Source organism: Maribellus sp. YY47, from assembly GCF_023111095.1.
Taxonomy (GTDB): Bacteria; Bacteroidota; Bacteroidia; order Bacteroidales; family Prolixibacteraceae; genus Draconibacterium.
In genome coordinates, this window is sequence record NZ_JALGYW010000017.1 from 91212 (window position 1) to 107039 (window position 15828).

17 protein-coding genes are annotated in these 15828 nt (G+C 44.0%); 8 read left to right on the forward strand and 9 right to left on the reverse strand.

Annotated elements, in window-relative coordinates; genetic code table 11:
* On the forward strand, positions 1-993 hold the full coding sequence (locus MR764_RS14690) for a sugar phosphate isomerase/epimerase (RefSeq protein WP_247980193.1): 993 nt from the start codon (positions 1-3) through the stop codon (positions 991-993).
* 56 nt (positions 994-1049) lie between these two features.
* Positions 1050-2366, forward strand: a complete 1317-nt coding sequence (locus tag MR764_RS14695; RefSeq protein ID WP_247980194.1) for a Gfo/Idh/MocA family oxidoreductase — start codon at positions 1050-1052, stop codon at positions 2364-2366.
* Positions 2367-2878: 512 nt separating this feature from the next.
* Here MR764_RS14695 and MR764_RS14700 read toward each other — a convergent pair.
* The 9 genes from MR764_RS14700 to MR764_RS14740 all read right to left on the reverse strand — a co-directional run bounded on the left by MR764_RS14700 (position 2879) and on the right by MR764_RS14740 (position 10125).
* Positions 2879-3202 (reverse strand): HAMP domain-containing sensor histidine kinase, encoded by a 324-nt coding sequence (locus MR764_RS14700; protein WP_247980195.1) that lies wholly within the window; start codon positions 3200-3202, stop codon positions 2879-2881.
* On the reverse strand, positions 3168-3353 hold the full coding sequence (locus MR764_RS14705) for a hypothetical protein (protein ID WP_247980196.1): 186 nt from the start codon (positions 3351-3353) through the stop codon (positions 3168-3170). Before MR764_RS14705 ends, MR764_RS14700 begins: the two co-directional genes overlap by 35 nt.
* Positions 3354-3480: 127 nt before the next feature.
* Positions 3481-3843, reverse strand: coding sequence for an AraC family transcriptional regulator (locus MR764_RS14710; RefSeq protein WP_247980197.1), 363 nt, complete (start codon positions 3841-3843; stop codon positions 3481-3483).
* A gap of 219 nt (positions 3844-4062) precedes the next feature.
* Complete coding sequence (locus MR764_RS14715) at positions 4063-4641, reverse strand: hypothetical protein (protein WP_247980198.1); 579 nt, start codon at positions 4639-4641, stop codon at positions 4063-4065.
* 89 nt (positions 4642-4730) lie between these two features.
* Entirely contained in the window at positions 4731-5258 is a 528-nt protein-coding gene (locus MR764_RS14720) for a hypothetical protein (RefSeq protein WP_247980199.1), read from the reverse strand.
* A gap of 59 nt (positions 5259-5317) precedes the next feature.
* The gene (locus tag MR764_RS14725; protein WP_247980200.1) at positions 5318-7912 is read right to left on the reverse strand and encodes a glycoside hydrolase family 2 protein; all 2595 of its coding nucleotides are present in this window, start codon (positions 7910-7912) and stop codon (positions 5318-5320) included.
* Positions 7913-8049: 137 nt separating this feature from the next.
* Positions 8050-8238: a DUF2892 domain-containing protein gene (locus MR764_RS14730; protein ID WP_247980201.1), complete on the reverse strand. Its 189-nt coding sequence runs from the start codon at positions 8236-8238 to the stop codon at positions 8050-8052.
* A gap of 61 nt (positions 8239-8299) precedes the next feature.
* Complete coding sequence (locus MR764_RS14735) at positions 8300-8728, reverse strand: C-GCAxxG-C-C family protein (protein WP_247980202.1); 429 nt, start codon at positions 8726-8728, stop codon at positions 8300-8302.
* Between the two features lie 203 nt (positions 8729-8931).
* On the reverse strand, positions 8932-10125 hold the full coding sequence (locus MR764_RS14740; RefSeq protein WP_247980203.1) for a phosphoglycerate kinase: 1194 nt from the start codon (positions 10123-10125) through the stop codon (positions 8932-8934).
* Between the two features lie 214 nt (positions 10126-10339).
* Here MR764_RS14740 and MR764_RS14745 point away from each other — a divergent pair, with 214 nt between their 5' ends.
* The 6 genes from MR764_RS14745 to MR764_RS14770 all read left to right on the forward strand — a co-directional run bounded on the left by MR764_RS14745 (position 10340) and on the right by MR764_RS14770 (position 15682).
* Positions 10340-11464, forward strand: coding sequence for a DNA polymerase III subunit delta' (locus MR764_RS14745; RefSeq protein ID WP_247980204.1), 1125 nt, complete (start codon positions 10340-10342; stop codon positions 11462-11464).
* A 113-nt stretch (positions 11465-11577) separates the two neighbouring features.
* Entirely contained in the window at positions 11578-12762 is a 1185-nt protein-coding gene (gene ricT / locus MR764_RS14750) for a regulatory iron-sulfur-containing complex subunit RicT (RefSeq protein ID WP_247980205.1), read from the forward strand.
* Positions 12763-13236, forward strand: a complete 474-nt coding sequence (locus MR764_RS14755; protein WP_247980206.1) for a gliding motility lipoprotein GldH — start codon at positions 12763-12765, stop codon at positions 13234-13236.
* A gap of 47 nt (positions 13237-13283) precedes the next feature.
* Positions 13284-14021, forward strand: a complete 738-nt coding sequence (gene trmB / locus MR764_RS14760; RefSeq protein ID WP_348773083.1) for a tRNA (guanosine(46)-N7)-methyltransferase TrmB — start codon at positions 13284-13286, stop codon at positions 14019-14021.
* Between the two features lie 92 nt (positions 14022-14113).
* Positions 14114-14446, forward strand: a complete 333-nt coding sequence (locus tag MR764_RS14765) for an MGMT family protein (protein WP_247980208.1) — start codon at positions 14114-14116, stop codon at positions 14444-14446.
* 120 nt (positions 14447-14566) lie between these two features.
* Positions 14567-15682 (forward strand): Mrp/NBP35 family ATP-binding protein, encoded by a 1116-nt coding sequence (locus MR764_RS14770; RefSeq protein WP_247980209.1) that lies wholly within the window; start codon positions 14567-14569, stop codon positions 15680-15682.
* Positions 15683-15828 lie beyond the last annotated feature (146 nt).

Sequence of the window (15828 nt, forward strand, 5' to 3'; positions counted from 1 at the left end):
ATGTCCAGACCTGTAACTATATTCACCGGGCAATGGGCCGATTTACCTATTGAAACCATGTGCCAAAAAGCAAAGCAGTTTGGCTACGACGGGCTCGAACTGTGTACCTGGGGAGATCACATGGAAATCCCGAAAGCGGACCAGGCGTATTGTGATCAACGACTTGAATTACTCGCCAAATACGACCTGAAATTGTTTGCCATTTCTTGTCATTTGGACGGACAATGTGTGTGTGATCCCATCGATCAACGGCACAAAAGCATTGCCAGTGCTCATGTTTGGGGCGATGGCGATCCGGAAGGCGTTCGCCAGCGGGCTGCCCGGGAAATGGTGAAAACCGCTGAAGTTGCCAAAAAGCTGGGGCTCGACCGGGTGGTTGGGTTCACCGGAAGTCCGATATGGCATTTACTGTATTCGTTTCCTGCTGTTCCGCCCGAAATGATTGAAGAAGGATATGCCGAATTTGCAAGAAGGTGGAAGCCTATTCTGGATGAATATCAAAGCTTGGGCGTAAAATTCTGTCTGGAAGCACATCCGACCGAAATTGCTTTTGACATTCACACGGCACATTTGGCGTTAAAAGCGCTGGATTATCATCCGGCTTTTGGCTTCAACTACGATCCCAGTCATTTCGGATACCAGCATGTGGATTATGTGCGGTTTATCTATGAGTTTGCCGACCGCATTTTTCATGTTCATATGAAAGATGCTTACTGGAGCGATACCCCAACAACGGTAGGTGTTTTCGGTGGGCACATGGAATTTGGGGATAACCGCCGCTACTGGAATTTCAGGAGTTTGGGAAGAGGGAAAATTAATTTTGAAAACATCATAAGGGCGCTAAACGATATTGGTTACAACGGGCCGCTTTCTGTAGAGTGGGAAGACAGCGGTATGAACCGTGAGCATGGAGCAACAGAAGCTTGTGCTTTTGTGAAAAAGATGGATTTTGCACCATCTGATATTGCCTTTGACGATGCTATGCAGAAATAGTAATTTTGCAACCTATACGATCCGGAAAGGATCACCAACTGAATTTAATTTTTACAATGACAGATCGAAGAGCTTTTATTAAAACAACAGCCATGGCCACTGCCGGAGTATCAATGGCGGCAGGTATGCCACTGGCTATGAACTCCTGTGCCGGGGCAAACGATAAAATTGTTTGCGGTGCAATCGGAGTTAACGGGATGGGATTTTCTGACCTTAAGGCATTTTTGGAGAAGAAAAATACAGAGTGTGCAGCACTGTGTGATGTGGATGAGCATGTGTTAAACAGGCGAATCGACGAAGTGGAAAAGATCCAGGGTAAACGTCCGAAGGGATTTAAGGATTTCAGGAAATTGCTCGAAGAACCAGGCATTGATGTAATTATTATCGGTACACCCGATCACTGGCACTGCCTGCCTTTTGTGTATGCGGCCCAGTTGGGTAAGCACATTTATTGTGAGAAACCACTGGCTAACTACATCGAGGAAATCAATGTGATGGAACGCGCACAAAAACGTTACGGGAACATCGTTCAGGTAGGGCAGTGGCAACGAAGCGACAAGCACTGGCTGGATGCCGTTGAATTTGTTCATTCCGGAAAATTGGGGCAAATACGTGCCGTGAGAACCTGGTCGTACCAGGGGTGGATGAAATCGATACCGGTAAAACCCGACGGGCTCGTGCCAGAGGGAGTGGATTACGATATGTGGCTGGGGCCGGCAAAAGCCAGACCGTTTAACCAGAATCGGTTTCATTTCAATTTCCGGTGGTTTTGGGATTATGCCGGAGGTTTGATGACCGACTGGGGCGTACATATTATTGATTACGGATTATTTGGGATGAAGGCCAAAGCTCCCAAGTCGGTAATGGCAATGGGCGGCAAATACGGTTACCCCGAGGATGCAGCAGAAACTCCGGATACGATGCAGGCGCTTTATGAATTCGATGGCTATACCATGTTGTGGGATCATGCAATCGGAATTGACGGGGGTTATTACGGAAGAAGCCATGGTGTTGGTTTTGTTGGAAACGAAGGAACGCTTGTCGTCGATCGTAACGGCTGGGAAGTAATACCTGAAGGCGGAAGCAAGAATCCGCGAATGGAGCGTGTGGAGTTAATCAAAGGCGATGGTCAGGGGTTAAGCAATCACATGCAAAACTTTGTGGACTGTATTCGCGATAACGATCAGAATACACATTGTAACATCGGAATTGCGGCCAACACCGCAAGGGTGGCTCACCTCGGGAATATGGCACTTAAAATGGGGCAACGCCTCTATTGGGATGCCGACAATAGCCGCTTTATTGGTAACGATGCAGCTAACGAATTGCTGGTTCCTCAGTACCGGGCGCCCTGGGAACTTCCAAAAGTTTAAGAAATTCACAAGAATATCAGATTGGGCAATCTCATTGAGGTTGCCTTTTTTCTGAAAGTTAATTTTTAAAAATATCCAATTCTCAATTTTGAATGTAAAGTATTCAACAAAATCCGAAAAATTGGATATTGGGCATTTGGCATTGGATATTCTGTTTTAAAAATTAAAAATCAATCCCGGATAGGAGTAGGCATCTTTACTTTCATTTCTATTGGTTGTTTCTTGGCGCGTTAATGTTTAATTTACATATTTAAAGTCCTTGAAAATCAGCTTTAAAAAAATACTACAAAAATAGTAGGGTGTGTTTGTTGGCTGGTTTGTGCAAAGCTTTTAAAACGGACTATAAATCACCTTTTTTTGACGGGAATATAGAACGGTAGAAGCGCTGTTTCATATTTATGAATAGTGTAATTGACAGGTCTGAATGTCCCTTTAAATAAGGCAATTTGAACTACTATTAAAATAGAAGATTGTTTTTGTTTCGTGGCTTTTGCCGCCAAAAATCCTTTATCCTAGCCGTAAAGGGGCAGTTGAAATTCGAAGCGGGTGTCCTGGTTAATTTTGCTGTATCCCCGGATAGTGGATTTGTGCAAATAAAGGAATTTTTTGACGATGGCCAGTCCTAATCCGGTACTGTTTTCTTCCTTCGTTTTGCTGCCTTTGTAGTAGCGTGTAAAAATGTAAGGGAGCTCATCTTCGGTGATGCCTTTTCCGGTATCGTTGATTTTTACGAGCACTGAATCTGTTAGCAATTCGAATTCAAAGGTAAACACGTCGCCGGGGCTGCAATTTTTGATGGCATCATCCAGAATATTTTGAAAAACGCGGTCGGTCATTTTGAATGTCGGCATAAACCAAGGGCAGGCTTTTCGAATAAATGGTATTGATGCTGATGTAGATATCTACTTCGCAATTCAGAACTTTTAAGTGGATGCTGACCAGTTCGCCAATGTGCGGATCGTCTTCAATTAACAAAAGCCTGTCCATGATACAATTCTTTTGTTCCTGTAACTGTTAACAAGAAAGTATCACAAAAAGGTTACGAAGCTATTGATTTTGTGTAAAATGCGTTTTGATATTTGATTCGTAGTGCGGGAAGCAGCTCGGAAATCGGTTATGCTTCAGTGAGCTTGTTTCGGAAAGTGCCCGGAGTTATGCCTTTGTATTCCTTAAAAGCCCGGGTGAAAGAGTTTGTCGACCCGAATCCTGCTTTTTCAGCAATGTAATCGAGTGTATACAGGGCGTTGTCTTCGTTTTTCAGAAGTGCTTCGGCTTCCTCTACCCTGTATTTATTGACAAACTCGTTGAAATTTACACCAAATTCTTCATTGATCAGCCGGGAAATGTAGGTGCGGTTGGTTTGCAGTGTTTCCGACACGGTTGTAATGCGCAAATCGGAAAGGCGATAGATCTTCTCTTCTTCAAATAGGGAAAGGAGTTTGGTTCTTAAAAGCTTTAGGTGTGAATCTCCCAACATTTCATTTTCGGCGGCAGCAGATTCGGTCTGATCCGTTAACTCTTCAGTAATTACAATTTGTTGGTTGCCAAAAAAGCCGATCAGAAAGTATATTACACTGAATATGAAGGAAGGGAAAAACAGCAGTACTTCATTTTTTGCAAAAATACTCCGCCCCAAAATGGTGAAAAATATTCCAAGAACCGAAATGAGGATTAAAATGATGCTGATATTTCGAATTCAGTGTACACTTCTGCCTTCAATATTGGAATAGTATTCATTAAGCTCTTTGGTATGTTTGTTGGTAATCCGGATACTTGCCAGAAGGTAGACCAGTGATTGTGCAATAAATATTAATCGAACCATCAGATTCATTAATCCCTTTAGCCCTTCAATTGATGCGAAATTCATGCCTTTCATCTTTCCGTCAACAAGTACTTTCGTTATATAATCTAAGCGCTGGTTGTGATTAAGCAACAAGGTAAAGGCAAGAGAAAAAATGCAGAAAATGATTCCGGGTAGAAAGTGAACGAAATACCGTTCAAATCTTATTTTGTTGGATGCAAGCAGCAGAACATAGAGATAAAACAGGGGATAAAGGGATAGAAGAGTAAGAAAATAAAGGCATTCGATAAAAGAATATAGTTGGTAGTAGTGTAGAAAGAATGCCGCAAGGGTTAAGTAGATGGTGCAGGCCGAAAGCATTAATACGCCCAGTACCTTGTTGGCTTTAAGATGCGTTCTTTTTTGAAACAGGAACACCAGGGTCCACATGAACGTCACGTAGATCGGAAGCAGCAGCGATGCAGACTTGATCATAAATTTGACTATCGGTTGGTAAAATTAATTGAAAATGAACTCTCTTGTCCATTATCGATGAATTAATAACACCAAGCGATGGCATTTTGTTATCTGATGTTGGGAGTAGAGAGCGAGGAAAGGTTAGATTGGGCCTTTTCGGCTGCTTTTTTAAACCGGGCAGCCGTTATTGCCCGAATGGATACGCCGATGGATGCATTGCGCTGATGGGCGCCAAATTTTGCGATAACGATATATTTGACTTCTTCTTCTTTTTCCTCGCTAAACGAAGCCTGAAAATTCTCACTTCTTATTTTTGAAAGTCCGTAAAAGCGAACGGCAAAATATCCTTCGGCGCTTTGGTAGTAATAGGTTTTGTTTTTGGCGTTGTAAGTAGCTTTGGTAAGCGTACGGTTCCGGGGCTTGTCTTTGATAAATTTTCCTTCCTGTTGCGGAAAGGTAAGTAGCAGTCGGTAGCTGCCGGCATCGAGGTAGTGAAAAATTGCTTTGCCTGTTTCGCCGGTGGATTGATAAGCAATGGTTTCGGCCCCTTTTTCAAGATAAACTTCAGCTTTTGGGGTCGGTTTTCCGGGAGTTAGGAAATTAAAAATTACGAAAAGAACGGCTAATATTTTCATGTCAGTTTTTGAGTTAAAAAACAATGGTCATCCTGCCTGACAGAATGACCACTGGTTATTTAAAATGCATCATCCAGCGTTCGTACACTTAGTATTTCGTTCAGTTTTTCCTCTGAAATAGCAGTTTTGAGATTCACGCTTAGTTTTTCGTTGGGTAGCAGGTCAAAATAGTTATCTGAGAAGTAGCCTTCTTCATCATCGATTTGCAGGTAAATATTTTTAGCCAGCCTGTCAGTGCTTAAAGTGATGTCAAATCCGTTATCTGATTTTTGAATGTTGTATTCAACGGTTGGTTTCTTGATTTTCAGGTTTTTGAAGGCTTCAAAATAGTATTTGTTCTGAGAAAGAACTTGCCCGTTTTCCACAATTTCAGCTACAAAAACGGCCTCGTTAAGCTCTTTGCGGTATTTAAACCTCCATTCGTTCCGGTTTACATCGAAATAGTCGTCGCTTGAATTGGCAGGAATGTCGAGTAGTGATGCTTCTTCCCAGATTACCTTTCCGTCGAAATCAACCAAACGCATACGAAGCTCTGCTTTAATGGGCTCCAAACGATCGTTTACAATTCCCACTTTAAATTTTATATCTTCTTCGTAAGGACTGATTAATACCTGGCTGAATCCTTTTTTTACGGCGTATTGAAGCGCTTTCCATTTTTGGTAGTAGTCTGTAGAACTCCAGGATGCAACCGGCCAGCAGTCGTTAATTTGCCAGTACAAACTTCCCATACAATAAGGCATGGCACGGCGGTGTCCTTCCAGCCCGAACTTGATTCCATCAGCCTGCAGCACATGGTTGACATACAGGAACGACTCAAAGTCTTTCGGGTGTTTGTATTCCTGCAACATGTAGTATTCGATGGTACCATTTCCGATGGACGAACGCTGATGCGATTTCATTACTTCAGAATAAATGTCGTAATCTTCGGGCTCAGCATATTTTCTGACGGTTGAGATCTCGGGGAAACTCTGAAATCCGTATTCGCTCATAAAACGAGCCAGGTGGGTCGCATAAGTACTAAAAGGCTCTTTCCCCCACCAAACGCCCCAATAATGATCGTCGCCATTCACCAGGTCGGCCTGCACTCCCAAACCCGACGACGGACTGGAGCCCCAGTAACTGCGTTGCGGATCGAGTTCCTTTACCACGTCGGGCAACGTTTTGTGGAAAATGTCGACATAAGCCTGCCATACTTTTTCCGGTACGTCTGCTCCTTCTTTTTCGGCCAGAGCTTTCCAACCCCAGGTGTTCCAGGCCGTCAGGATTTCGTTGTTGCCGCACCACAAGGCAATGGACGGATGATTGCGCAGACGTTTTACATTGTCGATCGCTTCCTGTTTAATGTTTTCCAAAAAGTCGGGATTGTTGGGGAACATGGCGCAGGCAAACATAAAATCCTGCCAAACCAGAATTCCGTTTTCATCACACAGGTCGTAAAAAATATCGTTTTCGTAGATTCCACCTCCCCAAACGCGCAACATGTTGTTGTTCGAGTTTTTGGCGGTTTCAATTACGGTTTTGTAATTCTCTTCGGTTACACGCGGAAGGAACATATCGTTGGGAATGTAATTGGCTCCTTTCATAAACACCGGGTGCCCGTTCAGTTTAAAATAGAACGACGTTCCGTCTTCGTCTTTATCCCGGACCAGTTCCAGCGTGCGAATCCCGATGCGCGTATTTTTGTTTTCCTTTCTGTCTTTAATTTCCAGGCTTCCCGAAAGGTTGTATAAATGTGCTTCTCCCAATCCGTTTGACCACCACAATTGCGGATTGGCAATTTCGAAATCAACCGGGTAATTGGCTGTGCCTTCGCTGAGTGTAAGCGTTTGCGTGGCCAGGATGGTTCCTTCGTTGGTAACGGCCAGGGTGGCCTTTCTTTTTTTATCTGAGGTAATTTCAAAAACTGCGGTAAATGTGGCTTTTTTTTCCGAAACTTCATGCTGAACGATCTGAAGATCTTCGATGTTTGCCTTGTCCCAGGCTTTCAGGTACACCGGGCGCCAAATGCCGCTGGTCACCAGTCGTGGTCCCCAGTCCCACCCAAAGTGGTAGCCTGCTTTGCGTGTATAAATGCTTACCCGTTTTCCTCCCTCCACCTGTCCGCGTTCTGCCTGGTCGTTTTCAGCGCCTGGGTATACAAAACCGTTGGCATCGTATTTTTTCAGGCCTTCGTTTATGGGCGAACGAAACAAAATGCGGAGTTCGTTATCTCCTTCTTCCAGCAGTTCTTTCACATCCACTTTCCATTCGCGGAACATATTGTCGGCCGAAAGTACTTTTTTCCCGTTCACAAATACATCGGCATAAGTGTCAAGTCCTTTAAAATCGAGGGCAATATTGTCGCGATCCAGGAAATTGTAGTCAACGGCAATGGTTGTTTTGTACTCCCAGTCCACTTTATCGATCCATTGCTGATCGAGTTCGTTCAGTCGGTAATACGGGTCTTCAATTTTTCCGGCAGCCAGTAAATCGGTATGCACGGTTCCCGGTACTTGTGCGGGCAGCCATTCTTCTTTATCGGCCTGTTTGAATGTCCAGTCCTGATTTATTTCTTTTATGACCATCAGGTTGGGATCTTTTGAGCTTTGCTGGCAGGAGCTTGCCAAAAGCAAGCCAAATGCCGCCATTACGGTTGTTTTGAAGATAGAATGCATGGATATTTCTGTATTATAAAGCGTGGTTAAAAATGACAATTTCACTTCGAATTACCTAGATTTATTGTTAAAAAAGAGTTCCTGCAAAAATGCCATCTAACGAGGGGTAGATGGCATTTTTGTTGTTGTTCAGGACTTTAACTGTCTTTTTCGGTGGTCGACAGTTTGAAAGGTACATAAAGCGGACAAAATTTTAATAATCCCGTTGCCAGCGGAATAATCCCGATGAGTCCCCACCAACTGTCGAAAATAATACCTGCAATGGCCAGAATCATTCCGAAAATAATTCTTATCAGCCGATCGATTGCACCTACATTACTTTTCATACCTGATTTGTTTTAAAGTTATCTATTTTGAAACAACCTATTATTCAATGAGTTTAATTGCTTAGAAATGTGTATCCAGAATGTTGCAGGCTGTTTTAACAAAATGCGGACACTTTTTCCGAAAAACATCCTCGGTGTTTGCCGCGGCATTGCCTTCGGGTGTTGAAATGTCGTAGCCTGTTAATTCTTTGCAAATCAAACTTCCGTGAGCCTTTTTGAATCGTTCGTTGAATTCGAGGATTTTTTGTTTGGTGAGCGCTTTGGCTTCGGGATCAGGAGTTGCGTTTCCGTGGCGCAACCCAATTACCATGTACGATCCGGTAACTGCACCACAGGTTTCGGCGCAATTCATTCCCCCTCCAAACCCGCTCGAAATTTTTAACGCCGTTTCTTCATTCAGCCCCAACTCTTCGGCGTAAAGGCTAAAAACGGTTTGTGCACAGTTAAAAACGGAGAAACGCTCGTCGACTTGATTTGATTTGTTGGCCATTTTTTATTTAAAGTTAGAAAGTTTTTTGATTCCCTATCTGTTCAATTTCAGGTTGATTATCATAACACCATCGTTGTTCTGTTACAAAACGGATTTGCGGTGTCAATTATTTCAGCTGAATATTTTTTCTTCAAAAGAAAGCATAAAAAACCCGGTCCGTCAGATAACGAACCGGGTCTTACTATTTTATTTCAGTTGATTGCTTATTCGCCGCGAACAGCTGCAACGCCCGGAAGTGTTTTTCCTTCGAGGTATTCCAGTAATGCGCCACCTGCAGTTGAGATGTACGATACACCATCAGCAAAACCAAACTGGTTCACACAGGCAACCGAATCGCCACCGCCTACAAGCGAGAAAGCGCCTTTTTTTGTTGCTTCAACAATGGCGGTTCCAATGGCCTTGGATCCTGCCGAAAAATTCTCCATTTCGAAAACGCCAACAGGGCCGTTCCAAAGAATGGTTCCTGAGTTTTCGATTACTTTTGTAAAGCTTTTGATGGCTTCAGGGCCGGAGTCCAATCCCATCCATCCGTCAGGGATTTCGTTTACGGGAAGAACTTTAATGTTGGCATCGTTGCTAAATGCATCGGCTGCAACAACATCGGTGGCCATGTATAAATTCACGCCTTTTTCTTTGGCCAGTTTTTCAATATTCAGCGCTGTTTCCAGGAAATCGTCTTCACAAATAGAGCTGCCAACTTTACCGCCGTGTGCTTTTATGAACGTAAATTTCATTCCACCGCCTAAAATCAGGTTGTCTACTTTGTCAAGCAGGTTTTCGATGATGGTAATTTTCGATGAAACTTTAGCCCCGCCCATAATGGCAGTCAACGGACGTTGTGGATTTTTCATCACTTTGTCGAGGCTTTCAACTTCGCTTTCGATCAGGTAGCCAAACATTTTGTCGTTCGGGAAGAATTGAGCAATAACAGCGGTTGAAGCATGTGCACGGTGAGCGGTACCAAAGGCATCGTTTACCCAGCAGTCGCCGTTGTCGGCCAGTTGTTTTGCAAACTCAACATCACCTTTTTCTTCACCTTTATGGAAACGAAGGTTTTCAAGAACCAATACTTCTCCGGGTTGAAGTGCATCGGCCATTGCTTTTGTTTCCGCACCAATACAGTCGGGAGCCAATTTTACCTCAACACCCAGCAATTCGCTTAAGTGTCCCACCAAATGACGCATAGAGTATTTGTCTTCCGGTCCGTTTTTCGGACGACCGAAGTGCGACATAATAATGGGCGAGCCACCACCTTCAATAATTTTTTTGATTGTTGGAACTGCTGCACGCATACGTGTATCGTCGGTAATCTCGAAGTTTTCGTTTAAAGGAACGTTGAAATCAACACGAATAAGTGCTCTTTTTCCTTTAAAGTCATAGCTGCTAATCGTTTGCATGATATTATGTTTTTAGTATTTTTTGAAAAAATCATTCAAAGATAAAAATTAAAGCAACGTGAGAACATCGCGAAATATGCGCGTATTGTAATTTAATGTTTGGATAACTTGTATTTACGCGGATGCGCTGACTGTTAGAATGCTGGAGAAGACCTGAAGCCTTAATTTGTTTCGAAGGTATTTTTTGCCGCCGGAATTTGGTTATTTTTGGCTTATGTTTTTCAAAGACGTTGTAGGACAAAACGAAATCAAAAAGCGCCTGATTCGCTCGGTGCAGGAACAGCGGATCAGTCATGCCCAGTTGTTTGCCGGGCAGTCGGGAACAGGTAAGCTGGCCATGGCGCTGGCGTATGCCCAGTATATATCGTGCCGCAACCGCACCGACGAGGATTCGTGCGGCGTTTGCCCGTCGTGCCACAAATACCAAAAGCTTGCACATCCCGACCTGCATTTTGTATTTCCGATTTTCAATGCAAAAAACCTGAACAAGCCGGTGAGCGACGATTTTCTGCCACAATGGCGCGAAAAAGTTTTAAAGTCGCCCTATTTCGGATTGGGCGAATGGCTGCAACACATCGATGCCGGAAATGCACAAGGCGAAATTTACGAACGCGAAAGCGAATCGATCCTTCGTAAACTGAACCTGAAATCGTTTGAGTCGGAATTTAAGGTGATGATTATTTGGCTGGCCGACAGAATGAATGTGGCCTGTTCCAACAAATTGCTCAAAATGATTGAAGAACCGCCGAGCAAAACACTTTTCCTGCTGATCACCGAAAACGAAGAAGACCTTATCGGAACGATTCGTTCTCGTTCACAGTTGGTGAAGTTCCCGTTTATTGAAGCCGGGGAAATTGAAAATGCTTTGTTGAAAATTGAAGGCATCGATCCGGAAATTGTTCCCGATGCGGTACACCTGGCTTCGGGGAGTTACATCAGGGCGCTTAGTTACCTCAATCCCGGAGAAGATGAACGGTTCTATCTGCTGAAATTTCAGGAGATGATGCGGTTTGCCTATGCCCGTAAAGTGAGTGAGCTAATCACCTGGGCCGACGAAATGGCCGGTATTGGGCGCGATAAGCAAAAAGCCTTTTTTGCGGCTTCGCTGCGTTTGGTGCGCGAATATTTTATTTCGAACCTCAAACGGGAGGAACTCTCTTATATGAACCGCGAGGAAAAAGAATGGGGGCAAAAATTTGCTCCGTTTATCAACGAACGAAACATCGTTCCCTTTGCCAAAGAGTTTGAACTGGGCATTCAGCACATCGGGATGAACGGTAACCCGCGCATCGTGTTTTTAGATACCGCCTTGCGGATGGTAAGGCTGATAAAACGCTAAATCGGTATAGATTCGTTCAAAATAGTTGGCATTTCCGGTTCAAATGGTATTAATCGTTATTTTTGTGTAGGTAAGCTAAACCTGAAAGAAAAATCTAAACGTAGAAAATTACTATGCCGGAAGTTAATACAATAGAGCGGGGAGTCTGCAAATCGGATAACGTATGTTGTGCCAAGTTGCATGTTACAGACTGGCTGGCCGATATTAAGTCGGTGGTTCAGGGCGACGAAATTGTGGAAGTCAGGTTTAAAAATACGCGCAAGGATTACTACCGGAATGTCAATAATCTTAAAATAAAAGTTGGCGATATTGTTGCTGTTGAGGGAAACCCGGGGCACGATATCGGAGTGGTTTCTTTAAAAGGAGAGCTGGTGTACGACCAGATGAAGCGCCACCGTGTTACGCTGAACAACGGTGAACTTCGGAAGATTTACCGGCTGGCCAAGCAGGTGGATATTGAAAAATGGAAAGAAGCCATTACGCTCGAACACGAAACCATGATCCGGTCGAGACAGTTGGTAAAAGATCTGAATCTGGATATGAAGATCGGCGATGTGGAGTACCAGGGCGATAAAACAAAGGCTATTTTTTATTATATCGCCGACGGACGTGTCGATTTCAGGCAGCTTATTAAAGTTTTGGCCGATACATTCCGTATTCGTATCGAAATGAAGCAAATCGGAGCACGACAGGAAGCCGGTCGTATCGGCGGAATCGGTCCCTGTGGCCGCGAACTTTGCTGCTCTACCTGGATGGCCAATTTTATTTCGGTAACCACCAACGCAGCGCGCTACCAGGAAATTTCGCTGAACCCGCAAAAGCTGGCCGGGCAGTGTGGAAAACTCAAATGCTGTCTGAATTTTGAAGTAGATGCTTACATCGATGCGCAAAAGGATTTTCCGCCTACCAATGTTCCGCTTGAAACCGAAAAGGCAAGCTATATATATTTGAAAGCTGATATTTTCAGTGGTACTTACTGGTATTCTCAGCGGGGCGATGGACCTGCAAGCCTTGTCGGGGTTCCGGTTGAACGGGTGAAAGAAGTGATTCGGATGAACCGCAAAGGGCGGAAACCGGAAAAACTGGTTACGGAGCGTTACGAGAATACTACCAAGCAGGAAGATACGTTTCGTAATGAAGTCGGACAGGAAGATTTGAATCGTTTTGATAATCCGTCACGGAGCAGGAAAAAGAATCGCAGCAATAAACGTTCTCACCGAAGAGGAGGCGGATCGGCAAACGATGCCGGGCAAAGAAATACAGGAGAAAGGGATCAAAACCGAATTAGAAGGAGATAGATGAAAAAGATTTTTCAGTGGGCTTTGGCTGGTTTTTGCTTGTGCTGGATAGCTGCCTGTCAGCCAAAAATTATCTACGAAACATACAAGGAAATTGATCAGCGTAGCTGGAATAAAGACTCATTGGCGGTGTTCGAGATTCCGGTGACAGATACCACCCATAATTTTGACCTCTACATCAACGTTCGTAACGATGTAAACTACAGATACAGCAATTTATGGCTTTTTGTCACTATCGAGCAACCGGATGGAGAATCCATTAAGAACAAATTTGAAGTTACGCTGGCCGAACCTTCGGGGAAATGGCTCGGAGAAGGAATGGGCGGACTAAAAACGCGTGAGGTTTTGTTCCGCCACAATATCTTTTTCCCCTCATCAGGAAATTATACAATCAAGCTTCAGCAGGGAATGCGGGAAGATGTGTTAAAAGGAATCAGCGATATCGGTGTGCGTATCGAAAAGGCTAATACTTAGCCGGCAATAATAATTCAGTAAAACAGTAAAAGTAACGATAGACGAAAGTGGGAAAAGGAAAACTTTTAAAGTTTAACGAGTTGATGAGCTTCGAACATGTGGTTCAGGCTCCGTTTAATGTGGTTGAACACAACGATTTTCAGTTAAAAGGAAAGTGGGGTAAAGAATTTTTTAAGAATGAAAATCCGCTGATCCTGGAATTGGGGTGTGGCAAGGGAGAATATACCGTGGCTTTGGCGGCAAAAAATTCAGATGTGAATTACATGGGAGTCGACATAAAGGGCGCCCGGCTTTGGAAAGGGGCAAAGCTTGCCAAGGACCAGGGATTGACCAACGTTGGCTTTTTGCGTGCAAATATCGAGCAGGTTACACAGTTTTATGGTTCCGGTGAAGTAGATGAAATCTGGCTGACTTTTCCTGACCCGCAAATGGAAAAAGCACGCAAACGTCTTACTTCCACTATGTTTCTGAATAAATACCGGGAGTTTCTGAAGCCCGGAGGTATCATTCATTTAAAAACCGACAGTAGTTTCCAGTACAATTACACCCGGGAGTTGGTGAAACTGAACAAGTTTGAAATTCTGGCTGATACCGACGATGTGTATGAATGGGAACATCTGGATGATACACTTCGTATTCGTACTTTTTATGAAAAACAGTGGCTCGACCGCGGAATCAAAATCAAATACATCGCTTTTAAACCGGGTGAAGGAGAATTTCTGGAACCAAACGTAGAAATCGAAAAAGACGAGTACCGCAGTTTTGGCCGCTCGGCGCGGGAATAGAGCGTAAAGCGTAACGAGTACAAAGAAGTGAGATTGTAGTCGCAAAATGCACTGGTACTCACGACTCACTACGAATGTCTAAAATCTAAGTAATGTCTGATTTCTTTCAGCAGGTTTTCGAAGTTGTAAAACAAATACCTCCCGGTAGGGTAACCTCCTATGGAGCGATTGCCCGCTACCTGGGAACGGGAGGGTCGGCCCGGATGGTCGGCTGGGCAATGAATGCCAGTCATTCTTCTGCCGATTATGTGCCGGCACACCGCGTGGTGAACCGCAACGGTTTACTCACCGGCAAACATCATTTTGATACGCCCAATGCCATGCAGGAGTTGCTCGAAGCCGAAGGATTTCTTATTGAGGACGACCAAATACAGAATTTTAAAGAACGATTCTGGGACCCGGCGAAGGAACTCGGCTTGGATTAAAACAAACAAATGTTCAAATGAATATTCTCAAAAACAATTCGCCTATCCAGGTGTTTTTATAGGGCAATTGTTACTTTTGCATCGTTTTAAGATTAGATAAGAACTTAAGATTCATTTGAAATGGCTGATATACCAAGAAAGTTAATTGTCCCCAAAAATATTACCGATGCTTTGCGTACGGTAAAATACCCGGGAAGTAATGAAGACATTGTTGCGCTGGAAATGCCACAGGAAATTCGGATTGCCGGACAACGCGTAAGTTTTTCCTTGGTTTTTCAGAAAAGTGATGATCCCAATATCGAAACGCTGATTCTCGAGTGCGAGAAAGCAATAAAAACCTATGTGGGCGAAGAAGTGGAGATCGAGGATAATATCGCGGTAAAATACATCCACGATATGGAGCGCCCGGTACTTCCAAATGTAAAAAATATCATTGCTATTGCCTCCGGGAAAGGTGGTGTGGGTAAATCAACTGTTTCGGTAAACCTGGCAGTGGCACTGGCCAATTCAGGAGCAAAAGTAGGATTGTTGGATGCCGATATTTTTGGCCCTTCCATTCCCAAAATGTTTGGTGCAGAAGGAGACCGCCCGGCAGGAATCAAGATTGATGGTCGCGAGATGATCAATCCGTTAGAGAAATATGGCGTTAAATTTCTTTCGGTAGGTTTTTTTGTGGATCCCGACAGCGCTATAATCTGGCGCGGGCCTATGGCTTCAAATGCCTTAAAGCAACTGATCTCTGAAGGAAACTGGGGCGATCTCGATTATTTACTGATCGACCTTCCGCCCGGAACCAGCGATATTCATTTAACACTGGTGCAATCGGTACCTGTTACAGGAGCTGTAATTGTTACCACTCCCCAGGATGTGGCACTGGCCGATGTAGTGCGTGGAGCCAGCATGTTCCAGAGTAAATCGATTGATGTTCCGGTACTTGGACTTGTTGAAAACATGGCCTGGTTTACTCCGGAAGAATTACCTGAAAATAAGTACTATATTTTTGGTAAAGATGGTGGTAAAAAGCTCGCTGATAAACTGGGACTGTCATTTTTAGGTCAGATTCCGATTGTACAGGGTATTCGCGAAGGAGGGGACTCGGGTAGTCCGGTTGCTGCTGACGCCGGGTCGATTACCGGAAAGGCTTTTGCCGAAATTGCCGGAAGCGTAAAACACAGGATACACCTGCGAAACCTGCAAATGGCGCCTACCAAAAAAGTAAAAATTTCAAGAAAATAGGCTTTCGGTTGCGGAGGCCTCGGAAACGTAAGAGATCTGTTCATTTACAGCAGATCTCTTCTGTATTTTTACCCAAATTGTTTTGGGTGTTTTTACGCAATCAAAATTTCTTATTTTTGCTACACCCGTAATGAGAATAAATAATG

Excerpts from the sequence above, each read along its gene's own strand:
- MR764_RS14690 (WP_247980193.1), top strand. The coding sequence starts at position 1 with ATGTCCAGACCTGTAACTATATTCACCGGGCAATGGGCCGATTTACCT.
- MR764_RS14695 (WP_247980194.1), top strand. The coding sequence starts at position 1,050 with ATGACAGATCGAAGAGCTTTTATTAAAACAACAGCCATGGCCACTGCC.
- MR764_RS14700 (WP_247980195.1), bottom strand. The coding sequence starts at position 3,202 with ATGACCGACCGCGTTTTTCAAAATATTCTGGATGATGCCATCAAAAAT.
- MR764_RS14705 (WP_247980196.1), bottom strand. The coding sequence starts at position 3,353 with ATGGACAGGCTTTTGTTAATTGAAGACGATCCGCACATTGGCGAACTG.
- MR764_RS14710 (WP_247980197.1), bottom strand. The coding sequence starts at position 3,843 with ATGTTGGGAGATTCACACCTAAAGCTTTTAAGAACCAAACTCCTTTCC.
- MR764_RS14715 (WP_247980198.1), bottom strand. The coding sequence starts at position 4,641 with ATGATCAAGTCTGCATCGCTGCTGCTTCCGATCTACGTGACGTTCATG.
- MR764_RS14720 (WP_247980199.1), bottom strand. The coding sequence starts at position 5,258 with ATGAAAATATTAGCCGTTCTTTTCGTAATTTTTAATTTCCTAACTCCC.
- MR764_RS14725 (WP_247980200.1), bottom strand. The coding sequence starts at position 7,912 with ATGCATTCTATCTTCAAAACAACCGTAATGGCGGCATTTGGCTTGCTT.
- MR764_RS14730 (WP_247980201.1), bottom strand. The coding sequence starts at position 8,238 with ATGAAAAGTAATGTAGGTGCAATCGATCGGCTGATAAGAATTATTTTC.
- MR764_RS14735 (WP_247980202.1), bottom strand. The coding sequence starts at position 8,728 with ATGGCCAACAAATCAAATCAAGTCGACGAGCGTTTCTCCGTTTTTAAC.
- MR764_RS14740 (WP_247980203.1), bottom strand. The coding sequence starts at position 10,125 with ATGCAAACGATTAGCAGCTATGACTTTAAAGGAAAAAGAGCACTTATT.
- MR764_RS14745 (WP_247980204.1), top strand. The coding sequence starts at position 10,340 with ATGTTTTTCAAAGACGTTGTAGGACAAAACGAAATCAAAAAGCGCCTG.
- ricT (WP_247980205.1), top strand. The coding sequence starts at position 11,578 with ATGCCGGAAGTTAATACAATAGAGCGGGGAGTCTGCAAATCGGATAAC.
- MR764_RS14755 (WP_247980206.1), top strand. The coding sequence starts at position 12,763 with ATGAAAAAGATTTTTCAGTGGGCTTTGGCTGGTTTTTGCTTGTGCTGG.
- MR764_RS14765 (WP_247980208.1), top strand. The coding sequence starts at position 14,114 with ATGTCTGATTTCTTTCAGCAGGTTTTCGAAGTTGTAAAACAAATACCT.
- MR764_RS14770 (WP_247980209.1), top strand. The coding sequence starts at position 14,567 with ATGGCTGATATACCAAGAAAGTTAATTGTCCCCAAAAATATTACCGAT.